Source organism: Klebsiella sp. YJ, assembly GCF_002108615.1.
Taxonomy (GTDB): Bacteria; Pseudomonadota; Gammaproteobacteria; order Enterobacterales; family Enterobacteriaceae; genus Klebsiella; species Klebsiella planticola.
The window spans coordinates 197,428-217,536 of sequence record NZ_MTEG01000013.1 but is presented as its reverse complement, the minus strand read 5'-3'; the positions used below and the strand labels follow the sequence as shown (position 1 = coordinate 217,536).

Sequence of the window (20,109 nt, the reverse complement as noted above, 5' to 3'; positions counted from 1 at the left end):
TTACGCTTTCCTCTTTCAGAGTCAACCCTGAATTTCAGAAGTTTTCTCTTTCAACCCGGCGGCTTGTTTGCCGTTGTTCCGTGTCGATGGAGGCGCATTATAGGGAGCCGAACGGGAATGACAAGCGGAAAAATGCATTTTTATTTCAACCGCTCATCTTTTGTACTTAACGCCTATTTTTGCTGCTTTTTGATGGCTTCCGGCAGGTCTGCCAGGCTATTCAGCACCCAGTCTGCGGCATTTTCCGCTTCCGGCGTGACCGGCTTGCCGGTACGAACCAGGACTTTAGTCCCAATAGATGCGGCGGCGGCGGCCTGCATATCTTCCACTTTATCGCCAACCATATAAGAAGCAGCCATATCGATATGAAGATAGTCGCGTGCCGAGATCAGCATTCCCGGATGCGGCTTACGGCAATCACAGGTTTGACGAAACTCTTCAACCGTCCCCTGCGGGTGGTGCGGACAGTAATAGATACCGTCCAGATCGATACCGCGATCGGCCAGAGACCAGTCCATCCATTCGGTCAGCGTTTCAAACTGCGCTTCCGTGAACTTACCGCGCGCGATACCGGATTGATTGGTGACCACCACCAGGGCGAATCCCATCTCCTTTAGCTGACGCATCGCGTCAATGACGCCATCGATAAATTCAAAGTTGTCGATTTCGTGGACATAGCCATGATCGACATTAATCGTGCCGTCACGGTCGAGAAAAATTGCGGGTACTGACTTTGCCACCGGTTTGCTCCTGATAAAGGCTAGTCTGATTAGTATCGCATGTTTCTGGAGGCAAGAAAGTGCTCATTATACAGAGGCAGATTGATTTAGACGTCTGGATGCCTTAACATCCATTTCATTGACAGGCATCGCCTGGACACGGCAGAAGAAAATGCCACGGCAAACGGCTAAACGATAATAAATAACTGATGATTAAACTTTCGAATATCACCAAAGTGTTCCTGCAGGGGAATCGCACCATACAGGCTCTGAACAACGTCAGCCTGCATGTCCCTGCCGGACAAATTTATGGCGTGATCGGCGCATCCGGCGCCGGTAAAAGTACGCTGATTCGCTGCGTTAACCTACTGGAACGTCCGACCGAAGGCAGTGTCCAGGTTGACGGTCAGGAGCTGACCGCGCTGTCTGAAAAAGCGCTGACCCGCGCACGTCGCCAGATTGGCATGATTTTCCAGCACTTTAACCTGCTGGCCTCGCGCACCGTCTTCGGCAACGTGGCGCTCCCTCTGGAGCTGGATAATACCCCGCAGGCGGAAATTAAGCGCCGCGTGACCGAACTGCTGGATCTGGTCGGTCTTGCCGATAAGCATGATAGCTACCCGGCAAACCTTTCCGGCGGTCAGAAACAGCGTGTGGCTATTGCTCGCGCGCTGGCAAGCAACCCGAAGGTGCTGCTGTGTGACGAAGCCACCAGCGCCCTGGACCCGGCAACCACGCGCTCCATTCTGGAACTGCTGAAAGATATCAACCGTCGCCTGGGGCTGACTATTCTGCTGATTACCCACGAGATGGATGTCGTCAAACGTATCTGCGATTGCGTCGCGGTAATCAGCAATGGTCAGTTGATCGAGCAGGATACGGTGAGTGAAGTCTTCTCTCACCCGAAAACTCCGCTGGCCCAACAGTTTATTCAATCCACACTGCATCTGGATATTCCGGACGACTACCAGGCTCGCCTGAAGCCGACCGCGCTACCCGATAGCGTCCCTATGCTGCGCATGGAGTTCACCGGTCATTCCGTCGACGCTCCGCTGCTCTCTGAAACCGCCCGCCGCTTTAATGTGAATAACAACATTATTAGCGCGCAGATGGATTACGCCGGCGGCGTGAAGTTCGGCATTATGCTGACCGAGATGCACGGCACGCAGGAAGATACCCAGGCGGCCATCGCCTGGTTGCAGGAACACCATGTAAAAGTAGAGGTACTGGGATATGTCTGAGGCAATGATTTGGCTGCTGTTGCGCGGCGTATGGGAAACGCTGGCCATGACCTTCGTCTCCGGCTTTTTCGGTTTTGTCATCGGCCTGCCGGTGGGTGTGCTGCTGTACGTCACCCGCCCGGGACAGATTATTGCCAACGCCAAACTGTACCGGACGCTGTCCGCGCTGGTTAACATTTTCCGTTCCATCCCTTTCATTATCCTGCTGGTGTGGATGATTCCTTTCACCCGCGTGATTGTCGGTACGTCCATCGGGCTGCAGGCCGCCATTGTGCCGCTGACGGTTGGCGCGGCGCCGTTTATCGCCCGTATGGTGGAGAACGCGCTGCTGGAAATTCCGACCGGGCTTATCGAGGCATCCCGCGCGATGGGCGCCACGCCGATGCAGATCGTGCGTAAGGTACTACTGCCAGAAGCGCTGCCGGGTCTGGTAAATGCCGCAACCATCACCCTCATTACGCTGGTCGGCTATTCCGCGATGGGCGGAGCGGTGGGTGCCGGCGGTCTGGGGCAGATTGGCTATCAGTACGGCTATATCGGCTACAACGCTACGGTAATGAATACCGTGCTGGTATTACTGGTTATTCTGGTTTATTTAATCCAATTCTCTGGCGATCGTATCGTCCGGGCTGTAACTCACAAATAACATTATCTACACCCCCTCATTCGGGTCGTCTCCGCGCGGCCCAATGACTCGTGTACACACAGACTCTTACAGAAAGGAAATAACATGGCCTTTAATTTCAAAACCTTTGCGGCAGTCGGCGCATTAATCGGTTCTCTGGCTCTGGTGGGTTGTGGTCAGGATGAAAAAGATCCGAACCATATTAAAGTCGGCGTCATCGTTGGTGCCGAGCAGCAGGTTGCCGAAGTGGCACAAAAAGTGGCGAAAGAGAAATACGGTCTCGACGTTGAGCTGGTGACTTTCAACGATTATGTTCTGCCGAACGAAGCGTTGAGCAAAGGCGATATCGACGTTAACGCCTTCCAGCACAAACCGTACCTCGATCAGCAAATTAAAGACCGTGGCTACAAACTGGTGGCCGTGGGTAACTCCTTTGTCTATCCGATTGCCGGTTATTCCAAAAAAATCAAATCACTGGATGAGCTGCAGCCGGGCTCGCAGATTGCCATTCCTAACGATCCGACCAACCTCGGTCGTTCCCTGCTGCTGCTGCAACAGGTGGGCCTGATCAAACTGAAAGAAGGCGTTGGTCTGCTGCCAACCTCGCTGGATATCATTGAGAACCCGAAAAACCTGAAGATTGTTGAGCTGGAAGCACCGCAGCTGCCGCGTTCCCTCGACGATGCACAGATTGCGCTGGCGGTCATCAACACTACCTACGCCAGCCAGATCGGCCTGACCCCGGCCAAAGATGGTATTTTCGTAGAAGGTAAGGACTCTCCGTACGTGAACCTGATTGTTGCTCGCGAAGACAATAAAGATGCGGAGAATGTTAAGAAATTTGTTCAGGCTTACCAGAGCGATGAAGTTTACGAAGCCGCTAACAAAATCTTTAACGGCGGCGCAGTGAAAGGCTGGTAATCTCTTTTCACCGTAATATCATGCAGGACGGGCTTTATGCCCGTCTTGTCATTTATGCAAGCACCTGATTCAATAGCGCCCTGTTTGATCATTTATTGAGGAAATACTATGCGTGCTTTACCGGTCTGTTTGTTAGCACTCATGTTAAGCGGCTGTTCTATGCTAAGCAGATCTCCCGTCGAACCTGTACAAAGCACCGCAACCGCACCGGCCAAAACGGAGCCTGCCAAACCGAAAGCAGTACGTCCGGCGCCGGTAAGAATTTATACCGATGCCTCCGCACTGGTCGGGAAGCCATTCCGCGATCTCGGTGAAGTGACCGGCGAATCATGCCAGGCCAGCAATCAGGACTCGCCGCCCAATATCCCGACCGCCCGCAAGCGTCTGCAAATCAACGCAGCTAAAATGAAAGCTAACGCGGTCCTTCTGCACAGCTGTGAAGTCACCAGCGGCACACCAGGATGCTATCGCCAGGCCGTTTGCCTGGGTTCAGCGCTTAACGTCTCGGCGCAATGAGTGCTTTTCAGTTTGCGCAGATAGGCGTTATCCGCTCGCCATATAAAGAAAAATTTGCCGTCCCGCGCCAGCCAGGCCTGGTCAAACATGGCGGCGGCGAATTGCATCTGCTGCCGCCTTATAACCAGGCTGATGCCGTCCGCGGCCTGGAAGCATTCAGTCATCTGTGGGTGCTGTTTGTTTTCCATCAGACGATGGAAGGCGGCTGGCGCCCCACCGTGCGCCCTCCCCGCCTCGGCGGCAATGCGCGTATGGGCGTGTTCGCCACGCGTTCAACGTTTCGCCCGAATCCCATCGGGATGTCGCTGGTTGAACTGAAAGGCGTTCGCTGTCATCAAGATCAGGTCATCCTTCAACTTGGCAGTCTGGATTTGGTAGACGGTACGCCGGTCGTCGATATCAAACCTTACCTGCCGTTTGCCGAAGCGCTGCCGGATGCCAACGCCAGCTACGCCCAGCAGGCGCCGCAGGCGGAGATGGCGGTCAGCTTTACCCCTGAAACGCAGGCGCAGCTCCTCGCCCTGGAACAGCGCTATCCGCACCTTACAGCGTTCATCTGCGAGGTGCTGGCGCAGGATCCGCGGCCGGCCTATCGTAAAGAGGAAGAAGCGGGAAAAACTTATGCCGTCTGGCTGCTCGATTTTAACGTACGCTGGCGCGTGATTCCGTCCGGTTTTGAAGTCTTTTCCCTTGAACCGCGCTAATTTTATTTTCCTCTCTTTTGGCATCTTTGCCACACTGGTAAACTAAACCACTTTTTTTGTTTCAGGCTGGTCCCCCAGCCTGTTCCGATCGTCCAAATGGAACCGTAACAACATGCGTACTAGCCAATACCTGCTCTCCACTCAAAAGGAGACACCTGCCGACGCCGAAGTCATCAGCCATCAGTTGATGCTGCGCGCCGGGATGATCCGCAAGCTGGCCTCCGGGTTGTATACCTGGCTGCCGACCGGCCTGCGCGTCCTGAAAAAAGTCGAAAACATCGTGCGTGAAGAGATGAACAACGCCGGTGCCATCGAGGTGTCCATGCCGGTAGTTCAGCCAGCGGACCTGTGGCAGGAGAGCGGTCGCTGGGAGCAGTACGGTCCGGAACTGCTGCGTTTCGTTGACCGCGGCGAGCGTCCGTTTGTTCTCGGTCCAACGCATGAAGAGGTCATTACCGACCTGATCCGTAACGAGCTGAACTCTTACAAGCAGCTGCCGCTGAACTTCTTCCAGATTCAGACCAAGTTCCGTGACGAAGTTCGCCCGCGCTTTGGCGTAATGCGCTCTCGCGAGTTCCTGATGAAAGATGCCTACTCTTTCCATACCTCTCAGGAATCGCTGCAAGAGACCTACGATGCGATGTATGCTGCCTACAGCAAAATCTTCACTCGCATGGGTCTTGATTTCCGCGCGGTACAGGCTGACACCGGCTCAATCGGCGGTAGCGCGTCTCATGAGTTCCAGGTTCTGGCGCAGAGCGGCGAAGATGACGTGATCTTCTCTGACAGCTCTGACTTCGCGGCCAACATTGAGTTTGCTGAAGCAGTTGCGCCGAAAGCACCGCGCGCGGCGGCAACTCAGGAGATGACGCTGGTCGATACGCCGAATGCGAAAACTATCGCCGAGCTGGTCGAGCAGTTCAACCTGCCGGTTGAGAAGACCGTCAAAACCCTGCTGGTTAAAGCAGTTGAAGGCAGCAGCTACCCGCTGGTTGCCCTGCTGGTGCGCGGCGACCACGAGCTGAACGAAGTGAAAGCAGAAAAACTGGCGCAGGTTGCCAGCCCGCTGACCTTTGCTACTGAAGCAGAAATTCGCGCCATCGTTAACGCAGGTCCAGGTTCTCTGGGGCCGGTGAATATGCCGATTCCGGTGGTTATCGACCGTACCGTGGCGGCAATGAGCGATTTCGCTGCCGGCGCCAACATCGATGGTAAACACTACTTCGGCATTAACTGGGATCGCGATGTGGCGACCCCGGAAGTTGCCGATATCCGTAACGTTGTCGCCGGCGATCCGAGCCCGGATGGCCAGGGTACGCTGCTGATTAAACGTGGCATCGAAGTGGGTCACATCTTCCAGCTGGGGACCAAGTACTCACAGGCAATGAACGCCTCGGTGCAGGGTGAAGACGGCCGTAACCAGGTGCTGACTATGGGCTGCTACGGTATCGGGGTAACCCGCGTGGTGGCTGCAGCCATTGAGCAGAACCATGACGACCGCGGTATTATCTGGCCAGATGCGATCGCCCCTTTCCAGGTCGCTATCCTGCCGATGAACATGCACAAATCCTACCGCGTGCAGGAGCTGGCTGAGAAGCTGTATAGCGAGCTGCGCGCACAGGGTATCGAAGTGCTGATGGACGACCGTAAAGAGCGTCCGGGCGTGATGTTTGCCGACATGGAGCTGATTGGTATTCCGCATACCATCGTGCTCGGCGATCGCAACCTCGACAATGACGATATCGAATATAAATATCGTCGCAACGGCGAGAAGCAGCTGATCAAAACCGGCGATATTGTGAATTACCTGGTTAACGCTATTAAAGGCTGAGCCCACCGCTAAACGTAAAAAGGCCCCGCAGATGCGGGGCCTTTTTTATGTTGGCAACGAGGTTTTCCGCAGCGTTTGTTTGCCGCGTTCGCGAGAAAACGACTTACTGGTTACACTCTTTGCCCGGCACGAATTTACTATTTTTATCCGCCATCAGCGTTTTCACCATCTCCCCGCTATCGGGGTTGGCTTCCAGCGTAAAGTGCCCTTCTACCACCAGCAGCACCGGGCGCGTTTGCGTCCCGCGAGCGGCGGCATAATCGCGCTCAAGCTGGGCATTGTTAGCCACCGCGATCCGCTTACCGGTCGCGCAGTCGGTGAAGGTGGCCGCATCCGCCATATAGAAATACATCCCGCGCATGGTCATCGGCGTAGTCGGCAGACTGGCTTTGACCGATTTCAGGGTGTAGTTGAGCGTTGACTCAATGGGGTTACCTTCCCGGTCGAGCATTTCCAGGGTTTCCCCCTTCGCGCGATAGTAGGACTTCTCCCCTTTGCTGTCGGTCAGGACCAGCTTATCGGCGGTCCGCGCCCAGGTCCCGTACGAGGCGAACGATGACGGTTCACGGCTGACGCCCTGGTAACGTTCGTTCATAACCCAGCTGCCATCCTTTTCGAGGAACAGCGAGGTTTCAATCCCTTCACAATCGGCGCAGGGCAAAATGCCACGCCAGCTTTGCTGCATCGGCTTCAGTTCTTCCATCGGCGCCGGCTGTAACATCTCGACATCCGAACGATGGTTGCAGCCAAATAGCGCAAAGAGCGAACACGCTACGGCAACGGAGAGTACGATTTTCTTCACTGTTAATTCCTTATAATCCATTCCACCCGTTCGCCATGCCGCCTACTGACGAACTTTCCCCCGCAGCGCTTTGACAGAGGACTTTTGCGCCTTCGAGGCAAGACGACGCTCTTTTGACGCCCGGGTCGGCCGGGTCTCACGGCGACTTTTTTGCACTGCGGTTAATTCTTTTATTAACGCAACCAGACGGGAAATGGCCGCTTCGCGATTCATTTCCTGGCTGCGATATTCCTGAGCCTTAATGATAACCACACCCTCGGCAGAAATTAAGTGGTGACTGGCGGCCAGTAATCGTTCTTTATAATAATCAGGCAGACTGGATGCTTTTATGTCAAAGCGCAGATGGATGGCGGTAGACGCTTTATTCACGTGCTGACCGCCCGCGCCCTGCGCGCGTATCCCGGACAAGGTTATCTCTTCATCCGGAATAACCACGCTGCGGCTAATCGTAATCATGCCGACGGCTGCCACGCCGTTAAATGAATTTCCAGATTATTCTTAGCGTCAGATAGCCAGATGCCGCCGTCCTGTAAAGTGGCCTGTAGCACCATTGAACGATCGGCAAAAGCGCTGAGCCTGGCGAGCTGCGCATCATCCAGATACCAGACCGTCAGTTTGCTAAACTGCGCCATTTTGCTCTTGTTCTGCTGCCACCAGATTTCCGCTGCCCGGCTATTGTAGGCAAACAACACCACCTCCTGCGCCCGTGAACACGCTTTTTTAATCCGCCGCTCATCCGGCAAACCAAGCTCAATCCACAGGTCAACACCGAGATGATCGTTGAGTAGCCAGAGTTCTGCCTCATCCTCTGACGAGAGGCCGCGGGTAAACTGCAGACGTTCGTCGGCGTATTTGATCCACGCCAGCAGGCGTAGCATCATGCGCTCCTGGGTTTCCGACGGATGCTGAGCCAGCGTCAGGCTGGCATCCAGAAACTGGTTGCGATCGAGATCGGCAACGTTCACCGTAGCCTTATAAATTGTCGCTTTCAGCGCCATGAATACTCTCCTGAAATAAATGGCGTACATTGTAGCGAAACGGGCGACAAAAGGCTGCCGGCAATCGGCGGCTCTCTTTTCATCCTGCTGATATTGCTTAAATGACTATGGTATAGTCACCTTGCTAAACAGAGTGTATCTTCGTAGGCTTAAACTTGCATCCCACGGTTGAGTCAGAATACTGACAGGAGGGCATGTGGACCAATATTGTGAGTTAATACGCAAGCGGTATGCGGAAATAGCCAGCGGAGACCTAGGGTATATTCCAGATGCGCTGGGTTGCGTGTTGAAAGTATTGAATGAAATTGCGGCGGATGAGGCCCTTTCGGAGTCAGTCAGGGAAAAAGCCGCCTGTGCGGCAGCAAACTTACTGGTGAGCGATTATGTCAATGAATGATACTTATCAACCCATCAACTGTGATGATTATGACAACCTCGAACTTGCCTGCCAGCATCATCTGGTGCTTGTCCTGACGCTCAAAGATGGTGAGCAGCTGCAAGCGAAGGCAAGCGATCTTATCTCGCGCAAAAATATCGAGTATCTGGTGGTGGAACTGAGCGGAAACATTCGCGAACTACGCCTGGATAAAATCGCCAGCTTCAGCCACCCGGAAATCGGTACCGTGGTGGTCAGTGAGTCCTGAATAAAAACGGGTGGCTCAGCCGCCCGTTTTCCTCCATATCATCTCTACCCCTTCGCCTTCCCGCGCTTCCCCTTCGCAGGTTACGAACAGCGAATCCGCCGCCGCAATCAGCGTCTCACCGTAGAACAGTAGCGGTGTGGTATCGCGGCGCCAGGGGGCCACGCCCAGCTCCTGCCAGATTTTCTTCAGCTTGCGGCCACCGTGACGACCGACAATATGCAGATTCCCGCTGGCGCGAAAGCGCACCGTCACCGGCTCTTCACCACGCGGGGCGCGTAGCGGTCCGCCTGGTTGCAGCGCCAGTTCGCCAAGACCTTCAGGCAGCCGTAGCGGTTGTCGGTAGTCCGGCCACGGTAGCAGCGCATTCGTCTGGCCGGGTTGATACCTGACCCACCACAGCCGCTGCTGATAACGGCGCACGGAAAAATCGCCAAGACGCAGACAGGGAAAGGCATCCTCCCGCGCCAGCGCGACTTCGCGCCAGATTCGCTCCGTCATCTCGCGCGAGGGCATCGGCGCAGAATGCCTGGCCAGCCAGCGCCGCAGCAGCGCGGCGCGGCGCGGCGCGCTCATGGACGCCAGCGCGTCGATAGCTAACGAACCGTCATCCGCCACCAGTTTTGCCAAATCTTCCGCCAGCAGTTCATCCAGCAGCTGCTCCTGTTCACCGCACAGGCTGGCGCTACGCGCGACCGCTTCACTAAAGTGGGGCCAGCGCGCGTTAAGCTGCGGGACAACGCGCAGGCGGAGGAAGTTACGATCGTAGGTATCATCCTGATTACTCTCGTCCTCAATCCAGCTGAGCTGATGAGCCAGCGCCCACTGGTGCAGCGTCTCACGACGGGTATTCAGCAGAGGACGCAGCAGCCGGGTAGCGGCAAACCCGGAGGACGCCGCCATCGCCGCCAGCCCGGTTGGGCCGCTGCCGCGTTTGAGCGCCAACAGGAAGGTTTCACACTGATCGTCGAGGTGTTGAGCCGTCACCAGGGCTTCTCCCGGCCGCAGCGCCCCCCGGAAAGCCTGGTAGCGTGCCTGACGCGCATGCGCCTCCACGCCCAGGCCGTCATCCGCCAGGGTGACGCGCTCGACCACCAGCGGAACCTGCCAGTGCTGACAAACCTGCTGGCAGTGCGCAACCCAGCTATCGGCATTCGCGCTCAGGCCATGGTGAATATGGATGGCCCGCAGCTGCAGCGTCGGGTCCCGTTCACGCCAGCAGACCAGTTGATGTAAAAGCACCGTCGAATCCAGACCGCCGCTGAAGGCGACCAAAAACTGACGATAGGGGTGTAGGGTGTGCGCAATATCGGGCGTCATCATCTTGATAGTGTCGCTGGGGAGATAGCCCGGCACGTTACCGGGCCGGGCGCGATCTGGCAAGGGTTACTGCTGATAAATCTCCAGCGGCAGGCCGTCGGGATCGTTAAAAAAGGTGAAGCGTTTGCCGGTAAAAGGATCGATGCGAATTCCCTCACAGGCCACGCCATGCTTTTCCAGATGAGCCACCGCCGCGTCAATATCATCCACGCTAAAGGCCAGATGACGCAGCCCACAGGCTTCCGGACGGCTCGGACGAGCTGGAGGGAACGGGAAAGAGAACAGTTCAATAACATACTCGCCGTTCAATGCCAGATCGCCCTTCCACGAGTCGCGCTCTTCACGATAAAACTCACTCTGCAACGTAAAGCCCAGAATATCGCAGTAAAAGGCTTTGCTCTGCGCATAATTGGTCGCGATGATAGCAATATGGTGAACCCGTTTTAAACCCAGCATGTCTACTCCTCCAGTTAATGCCATCCAGGTTACTCGCGCCGCTTAGCGCGGTGCAAGCAGTGAGTCATTTTTTAAGACTCGTACCCGGTAGACGCCGTCGTCCCCGCGCTTCGCCCCGTGGATATCCGTTTCAAAGCCCGGATAATGGCGGCCAATCGAGCAGAGCATCAGCAGGAAATCGAGCACCGCCCGGCTCTCTTCGGTAATCATCTCTCCGGGCATCAACAGCGGTACGCCCGGCGGGTACGGCAGAATCATATTAGCCGAAATGCGCCCAACCAGATTTTCCAGCTCAATGGTTTCGACTTCACCTTTGATTTGCCGCTGCCAGGCCTGATGCGGCGTCATTTTCATTTCCGGCAGCACGTCAAACGCGCTCAGCATCAGCTGTGAAAGCTGGTGCTGACGGATCAGGCGATGGATCCCCTGCGCCAGATCCTGAATACGCATATTGCGATAAAAATCGGGATCTTCCGCGTAGAGATCCGGCAGCATGTTCTTCACTCGCAGGTTGAGATCGTAGGCGCGCTTAAACTCGGTTAAGCCGCGCAGCAGCCCCATCGCCCGGGTTTTATCGATGCCGATGCTGAACAGAAACAGCAGGTTGTAGGGACCCGTTTTTTCCACGACCACGCCGCGCTCATCGAGGAATTTCGCCACCAGCGCCGCCGGGATCCCCTCACCGTCCATATTGCCCTGTTCATCCATTCCCGGCGTCAGGATCGTCACCTTCACCGGGTCGAGGAACATATGATTATCGTCAGCGTCTTTGAAACCGTGCCAGTTCTCCCCCCCTGCCACCGGCCAGCACTGCACCTGCTCAATATCCTCCGGCTGCCAGATATCAAAGAACCAGCCGTCAGTCTCTTCACGCAGACGCTGGACCTCTTTGCGGAAATCCAGCGCTCGCTCAATGGAGCGTTGGATCAAACGCTTGCCAGAATTGCCGCGCAGCATGGCCGCCGCGGTTTCTATCGAAGCTACGATCGGATAGCTCGGCGACGTCGAGGTGTGCATCATAAACGCTTCATTAAAGGTCTCTTCGTCGTAGCTGCCTTTAATGTGGATCAGCGAGGCCTGCGACAGCGCGGCCAGCATTTTGTGCGTTGATTGTGTTTCGAAGACCACCTTACCCGGAATGCGATCGCCGCTCATCCCGCTTTTCCCCTGGTAGATCGGATGGAAATGAGTGTAAGGCACCCAGGCCGAATCAAAATGGATCGAGGGCACATCGAGCGTCTCTTTGATCCAGGTGGTGTTATACAGCAGCCCGTCGTAGGTGGAGTTGGTAATCACCGCATGTACCGGCCACCCGGCTCCGCTCGTGATATCGACCTTCTGCTGAATGCTGTCGCGGGTGAATTCCCGTTTCGGTATACCGCCCAGAATACCCAGCGCGTTACGCGTCGGTTTCAGCCACAGTGGAACGACATCGCTCATCATCAGCAGGTGCGCCAGTGACTTATGGCAGTTACGGTCAATCAGCAGCGTGCTGCCCGCCGGCGCCGAATACATGCCGACAATTTTGTTCGACGTCGAGGTGCCGTTCGTCACCATGTAGCTCTGCTCGGCACCAAAGGCGCGGGCGATATACTCTTCAGCCTCCAGGTGCGGCCCGGTATGATCGAGCAGCGACCCCAGCTCGGTGACCGAAATCGACACGTCGGCTTTTAGCGTATTGCCCCCGAAAAAGTCATAAAACAGGCAGCCAACCGGGCTTTTCTGGTACGCGCTGCCCCCCATATGCCCCGGCGTACAGAAGGTATATTTTCCCTCCTGCACATAGTTGAACAGGGCTTTGGTAAACGGCGGCGTAATGTTATCCAGGTATTCACGCGTGTACTGGGCGATTCGGGTGGCGATCTCTTCTGCCAGGCCAAGCGCGTATTCAAAGAACCACAGCGTCATACGCAGATCCTGACTGCTGACATCCATCGTCGAATGCGCGTTGATAAAGGCGTATAGCGGGAGATACTCATTCAGCTGATTGATATCGCTGCACAGATCGGCGTTGTACTCATCCCAGTCAAAGATGACCCCGCAGATCCGCGGATTATGTTCGATAAACTGCAGTAGGTCGGCGCTGTTTTGCGGCCAGATAGTCTGAAAGCCTTGCCGTTGCAGGGCCGCTTCCAGCTCTTTGATCGGTTCGTCTTTGTGGTAGACGCCGTGGGGCCCCATGATGGCGATGATATTCACGCTTTCCTCCTGGAATTGACCTGAGTCAGGCATCATAGCAATCGCGCTGGCGTATCGCACATAAAAAAGGGGCCGGAAAATCCGGCCCCAGGCAATATTGACGCGAGAAATAATCAGGCGTAGCCGTAGCTCATCAGACGCTGGTAGCGACGATTTAACAGCTCCTCTTCACTCAGGGTGTCGAGGTCAGCCAGATCCGCCAGCAGCTGCGCCTTCAGGCTTGCCGCAATGGCTTCCGGGTTGCGATGAGCGCCGCCCAGAGGTTCCGGGATAATTGAGTCAATCAGCTTCAGCTCTTTCAGACGTGGAGCAATGATCCCCATCGCTTCGGCCGCCAGCGGGGCTTTATCCGCGCTTTTCCACAGAATGGAGGCGCAGCCTTCCGGTGAAATGACCGAATAGGTGCTGTACTGCAGCATGTTGACCTTATCGCCAACGCCGATCGCCAGCGCGCCGCCGGAACCACCTTCCCCGATAACGGTACAGATGACCGGAACGCTCAGACGCGACATTTCGCGCAGGTTACGGGCAATCGCCTCAGACTGGCCGCGCTCTTCCGCACCCACGCCCGGGTACGCACCCGGGGTGTCGATAAAGGTGATGATCGGCATTTTGAAACGCTCAGCCATCTCCATCAGGCGCAGCGCCTTACGATAGCCTTCCGGCGCCGGCATCCCGAAGTTGCGGCGAATCTTCTCTTTCGTTTCGCGCCCTTTCTGGTGGCCGATAATCATCACCGGACGCCCGTCCAGACGCGCAATACCGCCAACAATGGCTTTATCGTCAGCGTAAGCGCGGTCGCCAGCCAGTTCGTCAAATTCGTCGAATGCCAGGCGAACATAATCCAGGGTGTACGGGCGACGTGGGTGGCGTGCCAGTTGAGCAACCTGCCATGCCCCCAGATCGGCGAAGATTTTACGCGTCAGTTCAACGCTTTTTTCGCGCAGACGATGCACTTCTTCGTCGATGTTAATATCGAGTTTCTCATCCTGACGGCTTACCGCAGTCAGGGAATCGATTTTCGCTTCCAGCTCTGCAATCGGCTGTTCAAAATCAAGGAAATTCAGACTCATAGTATTCCTGTATTAGTCAAACTCCAGTTCCACCTGCTCCGAGCCGATAAGGCCACGCAGATCGTTGAGTAAACGATCGCTCGGAGAGACGCGCCATGTTGCGCCAAAACGCAGCCGCGCGCGCGCATCCGCCCTCTGATAATAGAGGTGTACTGGAATGGTTCCCGAACGGTGGGGTTCCAGAGACTGACGGAGTCGGTTTAAAAGCTGGTCATCAATTTGCCTGTCCGTCAGCGAGATAGCAAGCCCGCGAGCATATTTTTCCCGGGCTTCGTCAATGTCCATGACTTCACGGGCGGTCATTTTAAGCCCCCCGCTGAAGTCATCAAAGCTGACCTGTCCGCTGACGATAAGTATGCGGTCTTTTTCCAGCAATTGCTGATATTTATCCAGCGCGTCGGTAAATAACATCACCTCCAGACGCCCGGAACGGTCATCCAACGTACAGATACCGATACGATTGCCGCGCTTGGTGACCATTACCCGCGCAGCAATAACGAGCCCCGCCGCCGTGGTGACTTTACCACGATCGGTCGGATGCATGTCTTTGAGTCTCACGCCGCCAACATAGCGCTCAATCTCTTTCAAATACTGGTTGATAGGATGACCCGTCAGGTACAGCCCCAGGGTCTCCCTTTCACCATCCAGCACCACCTGCTCCGGCCACGGCTGGCAGTTGGCATAGGATTGCTCGATTTGCTCCGGCTCTTCCGCCAGCACCCCGAACATATCCGCCTGGCCAATCGCCTCGGCTTTCGCATGCTGATCGGCGGCCTTCAGCGCATCGCCCAGCGAATTCATTAATGCCGCGCGATGCGGCCCGAGGCGGTCAAACGCCCCGGACATAATCAGTTTTTCCAGCACCCGACGGTTCAGCTTTTTGGTATCGGTGCGGGCGCAAAGATCGAACAACTCGCGGAAATAACCGCCGTTGTTACGCGCTTCAATAATGGCTTCGATCGGGCCTTCTCCGACCCCTTTAATCGCGCCGATACCGTAGACGATTTCACCGTCGTCATTCACGTGGAAATGGTACAGACCGGAGTTAATATCCGGCGGCAGGATTTTCAGGCCCATCCGCCAGCACTCATCGACCAGCCCCACCACTTTCTCGGTGTTATCCATATCCGCGGTCATCACCGCCGCCATAAACTCGGCCGGATAGTGCGCTTTCAGCCACAGCGTCTGGTAGGAGACCAGCGCATAGGCCGCCGAGTGCGATTTGTTAAATCCGTAACCGGCGAATTTCTCCACCAGGTCAAAGATTTTGATCGCCAGCTCGCCGTCAATGCCGTTTTTCCTCGCCCCTTCTTCAAAGGTGCCGCGCTGCTTGGCCATCTCTTCCGGCTTTTTCTTACCCATCGCACGACGCAGCATATCCGCGCCGCCGAGGGTATAGCCTGAGAGCTCCTGGGCAATCTGCATGACCTGTTCCTGATACAGGATAATGCCATACGTCGGCTCAAGCACCGGTTTCAGACACTCATGCTGCCACTGTACGTCCGGGTAAGAGATCTCTTCGCGGCCGTGCTTACGGTCGATAAAGTTATCTACCATCCCCGATTGCAGCGGCCCCGGACGGAACAGGGCCACCAGCGCGATCATATCTTCGAAGCAGTCGGGCTGAAGGCGTTTAATCAGGTCTTTCATGCCGCGCGATTCAAGCTGGAAAACCGCAGTGGTTTCAGAGCGTTGCAGCATATCGAAGCTTTTCTTATCGTCCAGCGGGATCGCCGCGATATCCAGCGGCGGCTCGCCGTTCTTCGCCCGCCGCTTGTTGATCATCTCCAGCGCCCAGTTGATGATGGTCAGCGTACGCAGGCCAAGGAAGTCGAACTTCACCAGCCCGGCGTATTCGACGTCGTTCTTATCAAACTGGGTGACCGGATGCAAACCTGCTTCATCGCAATATAGCGGGGCGAAGTCGGTAATTTTGGTCGGGGCGATAACCACGCCCCCCGCATGCTTACCGGCGTTACGCGTGACGCCTTCCAGCTTACGCGCCATGTCGATCAGCGCTCTGACCTCTTCGTCAGCTTCGTAGATCTCCGGCAGCTGCGGCTCGGCCTCAAACGCTTTCGCCAGCGTCATCCCCGGGTCGGGCGGCACCAGTTTCGAGATCCGATCCACGAACCCGTACGGATGGCCAAGCACGCGGCCCACGTCGCGAATAACCGCTTTCGCCGCCATCGTACCGAAGGTGATAATCTGCGATACCGCATCGCGACCGTACATCTCCGCCACGTGCTCGATAACCTGATCGCGCTTCTCCATGCAGAAGTCGACGTCAAAGTCGGGCATCGATACACGTTCAGGGTTCAGGAAACGTTCGAACAGCAGATCGAATTCCAGCGGATCCAGGTCGGTGATTTTTAAGGCGTAGGCGACTAACGACCCGGCGCCGGAACCACGTCCCGGCCCTACCGGTACGCCGTTATCCTTGGACCACTGGATAAACTCCATGACGATCAGGAAGTAACCGGGGAAGCCCATCTGGTTAATCACCTGAAGTTCGATATCCAGTCGCTCATCGTATTCAGGTCGGCGTTTAACGCGCTCTTCAGGATCAGGGAACAGGAAAGCCAGACGCTCTTCCAGGCCCTCTTTTGATTTTTTAACCAGATAATCTTCCGTCGTCATATCCCCGGTCGGGAACTGCGGCAGGAAGTATTCGCCAAGACGCACGGTAACGTTGCAGCGCTTGGCGATTTCGACGGTATTTTCCAGCGCTTCCGGAATATCGGAGAACAGCTCGCACATTTCATCTTCGCTGCGCATATATTGCTGCGGCGAGTATTTGCGCGGGCGCTTCGGATCGTCCAGGGTAAAGCCGTCATGAATCGCGACGCGGATCTCATGCGCATCGAAATCACCGGTTTCCAGGAAACGCACATCGTTAGTCGCCACGACCGGTATACCGCGCTCTTCAGCCAGCTGCACGGCGGCGTGTAAATAGGCCTCTTCATCGGCGCGACCGGTGCGGATCAGCTCCAGATAGTAGCGATCCGGGAAATGCTCCTGGTAGAAAGAGAGGCATTGATCGACCAGCGCCATATTGCCACGCGTCAGGCTGACGCCAACATCGCCTTTACGCGCGCCGGAAAGCAGGATCAGTCCTTCCTGATGTTCGGCCAGCCAGTCCCGGTCAATCCACGGCCCCAGCGCGCCATAGCCGCGTTGATAAGCACGTGAAATCAGCAGCGTCAGGTTTTGATAACCCACATTGTTGGCCGCCAGAACCGTGAGTTCGGTGAACTCATCGCCCATCAGTTCGCTCTGGACGTGAAAATCCGCGCCGACGATGGGCTTCAGACCTGCGCCATGTCCCGCTCCGTAGAACTTCACCAGTCCGCACAGGTTAGTAAAATCGGTGATCGCCAGCGCAGGCATGCCAAGCGAGGCCGCCTTTTTCACCAGCGGCCCGGTTTTTGCCAGCCCATCGATCATGGAATAGTCGCTATGCACCCGCAGGTGGACGAAACGTGGTTCAGACATCTTCAGATTCCGGTTTACTTATTTCTCGACACAAGAATCAGGACGCAAGGCCCAGCGCGCGTTTTACCGGGCCAAAACTACGCCGATGATGCTCGGTTGCGCCATGTTCGATCAGTTTTTCCAGATGGAAAGCGGTAGGATAGCCTTTATGCTGCGCAAAGCCGTATTGAGGAAATTCAAGGTCCAGCTCAGCCATTTCCGCATCGCGCGCGACTTTAGCCAGAATAGACGCTGCGCTGATTTCTGCCACCCGGCTATCGCCTTTGACCACCGCCAGTGAAGGCACAGGTAGCGGCGGGCAGCGGTTGCCATCAATCAGCACAAACTCCGGCACAACCGGCAGCGCAGCAACGGCGCGCTGCATCGCCAGCATGGTCGCATGCAGAATATTCAGCTCGTCTATTTCGTGCGGTTCCGCACGGCCGAAACTCCAGGCTAACGCTTTCTCTTTGATTTCATCGAACAGCGCCAGACGACGCTTTTCGCTTAATTTTTTGGAGTCATTCAGACCGACAATTGGCCGTGCCGGGTCAAGGATCACCGCGGCGGTCACGACCGCTCCGACCAGAGGTCCCCGACCGACTTCGTCTACGCCGGCGACCAGGTGAGTATGCGGATACACAAACTCAATCATTTTGCTAACTCCAGTACGGCGTCCGCCGCCTGCTCATCCGCATTGCAGCGAATCTGTAGATGCAGCGCGCGGAAAGTGTCATGCATTTCATGGCTGGTTTTACCATCGGCCAGCAGCTGCCGCAGCGCATCCGCAAGCGACGCAGGCTGGCACTCATCCTGCAGCAGCTCTTTGACCAGCTCGCGGCCGGCCAGCAGGTTCGGCAACGAAACGTAGTCGGTTTTCACCAGACGTTTCGCCAGCCAGAAAGTGAACGGCTTCATACGATAGCCAACCACCATCGGACACTTGGCCAGCATGCACTCCAGCGCCGCGGTTCCGGAAGCCAGCAGGGCCGCATCGCTGGCGATCATGGCATCGCGCGCCTGACCATCCAGCAGATGCACCGTAAGCTCCGGCGCCGTTTCCGCTTTAATACGTTCGAACTGCTCCCGCCTTCTGGCATTCACCAGCGGCACCAGCACCTGCAGGTCGGGATAATCGTTACGCAGAATCTGCGCGGTTTTCAGAAAGTCTGCGCTGAGCATTTCTACTTCAGCGCCGCGACTCCCCGGCAGCAGCGCCAGGCAGTGCGCATCCCGGGCAATGCCCAGGCGATCCCGCGCGGCGTCTTTATCCGGATCCAACGGCATGGCATCCGCCATGGTATGGCCGATAAAGCGGCAGGGAACGTTAAATTTGTCGTAAAACGCTTTTTCGAAAGGCAGAAATGCCAGTACCAGATCGGTGGATCTGCCAATTTTGAAAACGCGTTTTTGCCGCCATGCCCAAACCGACGGGCTGACGTAATGGATAGTTTTGATACCCTGCTTCTTCAGATTACCTTCGAGGGTGATATTGAAGTCAGGCGCATCAATACCGACGAATACGTCTGGTTTAAGCTCGGTAAATCGCCGGGTGAGATCGGCGCGGATATGCAGCAGGCGACGCAGGCGACCAAGCACTTCGACAATGCCCATCACCGCCAGCTCTTCCATCTCATACCAGGCCTCACAGCCTTCGGCCTGCATCAATGGCCCCGCCACGCCGACAAAGCGCGCATCGGGAATACGTGCTTTAAGGGCGCGGATGAGACCTGCACCAAGAATATCGCCGGAGGTTTCTCCGGCGACCAGGGCAATCGTCAGGGGACGCTGTGCAGACATTAACGAATCAGACCGCGTGTGGAGCGGGCGAAGAAATCGACAAATGGCTGAACTTCAGGATACTGAGTCGCCAGTTCGGCGATTTCCGGCTTCGCTTCATCCAGCGTTTTCCCGCTGCGGTACAGCAGTTTGTACGCATTGCGAATCGCGGTGATGGCTTCGCGGCTAAAGCCACGGCGCTTCAGCCCTTCAATATTGACGCCATACGGCGTTGCGTGGTTGCCCTGGGCAATCACGAACGGCGGGACATCCTGCGCGACGCCGGAGCAGCCGCCGACCATGACGTGTGCGCCGATGATGCAGAACTGATGGACTGCCGTCATGCCGCCGATGATAACGAAATCATCCAGCGAGACATGGCCGGCGAGCGTGGCATTGTTGGCCAGAATACAGCGGTTCCCGACCGTACAATCGTGCGCGACGTGAGCGTTGATCATCAGCAAGTTATCGCTGCCCACCTTCGTTAATCCACCACCCTGTACTGTGCCACGATGGATGGTGACGCTTTCGCGGATGCGGTTGCGGTCGCCAATTTCCACACGCGTCGGTTCACCAGCGTATTTCAGGTCCTGGTTAACTTCACCGATGGAAGCGAACTGATAGATCTCGTTATCACGACCAATTTTGGTATGGCCGTTAACAACAACATGAGACTTCAGTACGGTACCTTCGCCAATTTCGACGTTAGCACCAACAATACAAAACGGGCCAATATGGGCGTTAGCACCGATAACGGCGCCTTCTTCCACGATGGCAGTCGGATGAACAAAGGCGGTTTTATCAATCACG

At 56.0% G+C, this 20,109-nt stretch carries 20 protein-coding genes; 8 read left to right on the top strand and 12 right to left on the bottom strand.

Translation table 11 applies throughout. The annotated features are described in order from the left end of the window. Positions 1-173 precede the first annotated feature (173 nt). Positions 174-740, bottom strand: a complete 567-nt coding sequence (gene gmhB, locus BV390_RS15575) for a D-glycero-beta-D-manno-heptose 1,7-bisphosphate 7-phosphatase (protein ID WP_004858176.1) — start codon at positions 738-740, stop codon at positions 174-176. A gap of 188 nt (positions 741-928) precedes the next feature. Here gmhB and metN point away from each other — a divergent pair, with 188 nt between their 5' ends. The 6 genes from metN to proS all read left to right on the top strand — a co-directional run bounded on the left by metN (position 929) and on the right by proS (position 6,557). Then, positions 929-1,960, top strand: a complete 1,032-nt coding sequence (gene metN / locus BV390_RS15570; protein ID WP_032689395.1) for a methionine ABC transporter ATP-binding protein MetN — start codon at positions 929-931, stop codon at positions 1,958-1,960. Further along, positions 1,953-2,606, top strand: a complete 654-nt coding sequence (locus BV390_RS15565) for a methionine ABC transporter permease MetI (protein WP_032689396.1) — start codon at positions 1,953-1,955, stop codon at positions 2,604-2,606. The genes metN and BV390_RS15565 overlap by 8 nt, the downstream gene beginning before the upstream one ends. 84 nt (positions 2,607-2,690) lie before the next feature. Further along, positions 2,691-3,506, top strand: coding sequence for a MetQ/NlpA family lipoprotein (locus BV390_RS15560; protein WP_004858169.1), 816 nt, complete (start codon positions 2,691-2,693; stop codon positions 3,504-3,506). A 108-nt stretch (positions 3,507-3,614) separates the two neighbouring features. After that, positions 3,615-4,022 carry an Rcs stress response system protein RcsF gene (rcsF, locus tag BV390_RS15555; RefSeq protein ID WP_004858168.1) on the top strand — a complete coding sequence of 136 codons (408 nt, stop codon included), beginning with the start codon at positions 3,615-3,617 and terminating at the stop codon, positions 4,020-4,022. Continuing rightward, positions 4,019-4,726, top strand: a complete 708-nt coding sequence (gene tsaA / locus BV390_RS15550; RefSeq protein ID WP_032689397.1) for a tRNA (N6-threonylcarbamoyladenosine(37)-N6)-methyltransferase TrmO — start codon at positions 4,019-4,021, stop codon at positions 4,724-4,726. The genes rcsF and tsaA overlap by 4 nt, the downstream gene beginning before the upstream one ends. A 112-nt stretch (positions 4,727-4,838) precedes the next feature. Then, positions 4,839-6,557 (top strand): proline--tRNA ligase, encoded by a 1,719-nt coding sequence (proS, locus tag BV390_RS15545; RefSeq protein ID WP_004858164.1) that lies wholly within the window; start codon positions 4,839-4,841, stop codon positions 6,555-6,557. A gap of 103 nt (positions 6,558-6,660) precedes the next feature. On the opposite strand, the gene nlpE is transcribed toward proS, so the two are convergent. From nlpE to BV390_RS15530, 3 genes are read right to left on the bottom strand one after another with little or no spacing between them, the layout of a single operon-like run. After that, positions 6,661-7,359, bottom strand: a complete 699-nt coding sequence (gene nlpE, locus BV390_RS15540; protein ID WP_085397085.1) for an envelope stress response activation lipoprotein NlpE — start codon at positions 7,357-7,359, stop codon at positions 6,661-6,663. A gap of 42 nt (positions 7,360-7,401) precedes the next feature. Beyond that, positions 7,402-7,815, bottom strand: a complete 414-nt coding sequence (gene arfB / locus BV390_RS15535) for an alternative ribosome rescue aminoacyl-tRNA hydrolase ArfB (protein WP_032689400.1) — start codon at positions 7,813-7,815, stop codon at positions 7,402-7,404. Further along, positions 7,812-8,357: a YaeQ family protein gene (locus tag BV390_RS15530; RefSeq protein WP_032689401.1), complete on the bottom strand. Its 546-nt coding sequence runs from the start codon at positions 8,355-8,357 to the stop codon at positions 7,812-7,814. The genes arfB and BV390_RS15530 overlap by 4 nt, the downstream gene beginning before the upstream one ends. 196 nt (positions 8,358-8,553) lie before the next feature. Between BV390_RS15530 and BV390_RS15525 the strand changes: the two genes are divergently transcribed. Continuing rightward, entirely contained in the window at positions 8,554-8,754 is a 201-nt protein-coding gene (locus BV390_RS15525; protein ID WP_004858155.1) for a YaeP family protein, read from the top strand. Then, positions 8,741-9,001, top strand: a complete 261-nt coding sequence (gene rof, locus BV390_RS15520) for a Rho-binding antiterminator (RefSeq protein ID WP_004858152.1) — start codon at positions 8,741-8,743, stop codon at positions 8,999-9,001. Before BV390_RS15525 ends, rof begins: the two co-directional genes overlap by 14 nt. A gap of 15 nt (positions 9,002-9,016) precedes the next feature. On the opposite strand, the gene tilS is transcribed toward rof, so the two are convergent. From tilS to lpxA, 8 genes are all read right to left on the bottom strand, one after another. Next, positions 9,017-10,318, bottom strand: a complete 1,302-nt coding sequence (gene tilS / locus BV390_RS15515; RefSeq protein ID WP_032697304.1) for a tRNA lysidine(34) synthetase TilS — start codon at positions 10,316-10,318, stop codon at positions 9,017-9,019. A gap of 66 nt (positions 10,319-10,384) precedes the next feature. Further along, positions 10,385-10,774, bottom strand: a complete 390-nt coding sequence (locus BV390_RS15510) for a VOC family protein (RefSeq protein ID WP_032697300.1) — start codon at positions 10,772-10,774, stop codon at positions 10,385-10,387. Positions 10,775-10,816: 42 nt separating this feature from the next. Beyond that, positions 10,817-12,973 (bottom strand): lysine decarboxylase LdcC, encoded by a 2,157-nt coding sequence (locus BV390_RS15505; protein WP_046853074.1) that lies wholly within the window; start codon positions 12,971-12,973, stop codon positions 10,817-10,819. Between the two features lie 113 nt (positions 12,974-13,086). Continuing rightward, entirely contained in the window at positions 13,087-14,046 is a 960-nt protein-coding gene (gene accA, locus BV390_RS15500) for an acetyl-CoA carboxylase carboxyl transferase subunit alpha (RefSeq protein ID WP_015585101.1), read from the bottom strand. A 12-nt stretch (positions 14,047-14,058) separates the two neighbouring features. Next, on the bottom strand, positions 14,059-17,541 hold the full coding sequence (gene dnaE / locus BV390_RS15495) for a DNA polymerase III subunit alpha (RefSeq protein ID WP_032697298.1): 3,483 nt from the start codon (positions 17,539-17,541) through the stop codon (positions 14,059-14,061). 37 nt (positions 17,542-17,578) lie between these two features. Further along, positions 17,579-18,175, bottom strand: coding sequence for a ribonuclease HII (gene rnhB, locus BV390_RS15490; protein WP_032689404.1), 597 nt, complete (start codon positions 18,173-18,175; stop codon positions 17,579-17,581). Next, complete coding sequence (lpxB, locus tag BV390_RS15485) at positions 18,172-19,320, bottom strand: lipid-A-disaccharide synthase (RefSeq protein ID WP_085397084.1); 1,149 nt, start codon at positions 19,318-19,320, stop codon at positions 18,172-18,174. Before lpxB ends, rnhB begins: the two co-directional genes overlap by 4 nt. Next, the gene (lpxA, locus tag BV390_RS15480) at positions 19,320-20,108 is read right to left on the bottom strand and encodes an acyl-ACP--UDP-N-acetylglucosamine O-acyltransferase (RefSeq protein WP_032689406.1); all 789 of its coding nucleotides are present in this window, start codon (positions 20,106-20,108) and stop codon (positions 19,320-19,322) included. Before lpxA ends, lpxB begins: the two co-directional genes overlap by 1 nt. Position 20,109: the final 1 nt, after the last annotated feature.

Excerpts from the sequence above, each read along its gene's own strand:
- metN (WP_032689395.1), top strand. The coding sequence starts at position 929 with ATGATTAAACTTTCGAATATCACCAAAGTGTTCCTGCAGGGGAATCGC.
- BV390_RS15565 (WP_032689396.1), top strand. The coding sequence starts at position 1,953 with ATGTCTGAGGCAATGATTTGGCTGCTGTTGCGCGGCGTATGGGAAACG.
- BV390_RS15560 (WP_004858169.1), top strand. The coding sequence starts at position 2,691 with ATGGCCTTTAATTTCAAAACCTTTGCGGCAGTCGGCGCATTAATCGGT.
- rcsF (WP_004858168.1), top strand. The coding sequence starts at position 3,615 with ATGCGTGCTTTACCGGTCTGTTTGTTAGCACTCATGTTAAGCGGCTGT.
- tsaA (WP_032689397.1), top strand. The coding sequence starts at position 4,019 with ATGAGTGCTTTTCAGTTTGCGCAGATAGGCGTTATCCGCTCGCCATAT.
- proS (WP_004858164.1), top strand. The coding sequence starts at position 4,839 with ATGCGTACTAGCCAATACCTGCTCTCCACTCAAAAGGAGACACCTGCC.
- arfB (WP_032689400.1), bottom strand. The coding sequence starts at position 7,815 with ATGATTACGATTAGCCGCAGCGTGGTTATTCCGGATGAAGAGATAACC.
- BV390_RS15530 (WP_032689401.1), bottom strand. The coding sequence starts at position 8,357 with ATGGCGCTGAAAGCGACAATTTATAAGGCTACGGTGAACGTTGCCGAT.
- rof (WP_004858152.1), top strand. The coding sequence starts at position 8,741 with ATGTCAATGAATGATACTTATCAACCCATCAACTGTGATGATTATGAC.
- tilS (WP_032697304.1), bottom strand. The coding sequence starts at position 10,318 with ATGACGCCCGATATTGCGCACACCCTACACCCCTATCGTCAGTTTTTG.
- BV390_RS15510 (WP_032697300.1), bottom strand. The coding sequence starts at position 10,774 with ATGCTGGGTTTAAAACGGGTTCACCATATTGCTATCATCGCGACCAAT.
- accA (WP_015585101.1), bottom strand. The coding sequence starts at position 14,046 with ATGAGTCTGAATTTCCTTGATTTTGAACAGCCGATTGCAGAGCTGGAA.
- dnaE (WP_032697298.1), bottom strand. The coding sequence starts at position 17,541 with ATGTCTGAACCACGTTTCGTCCACCTGCGGGTGCATAGCGACTATTCC.
- rnhB (WP_032689404.1), bottom strand. The coding sequence starts at position 18,175 with ATGATTGAGTTTGTGTATCCGCATACTCACCTGGTCGCCGGCGTAGAC.
- lpxB (WP_085397084.1), bottom strand. The coding sequence starts at position 19,320 with ATGTCTGCACAGCGTCCCCTGACGATTGCCCTGGTCGCCGGAGAAACC.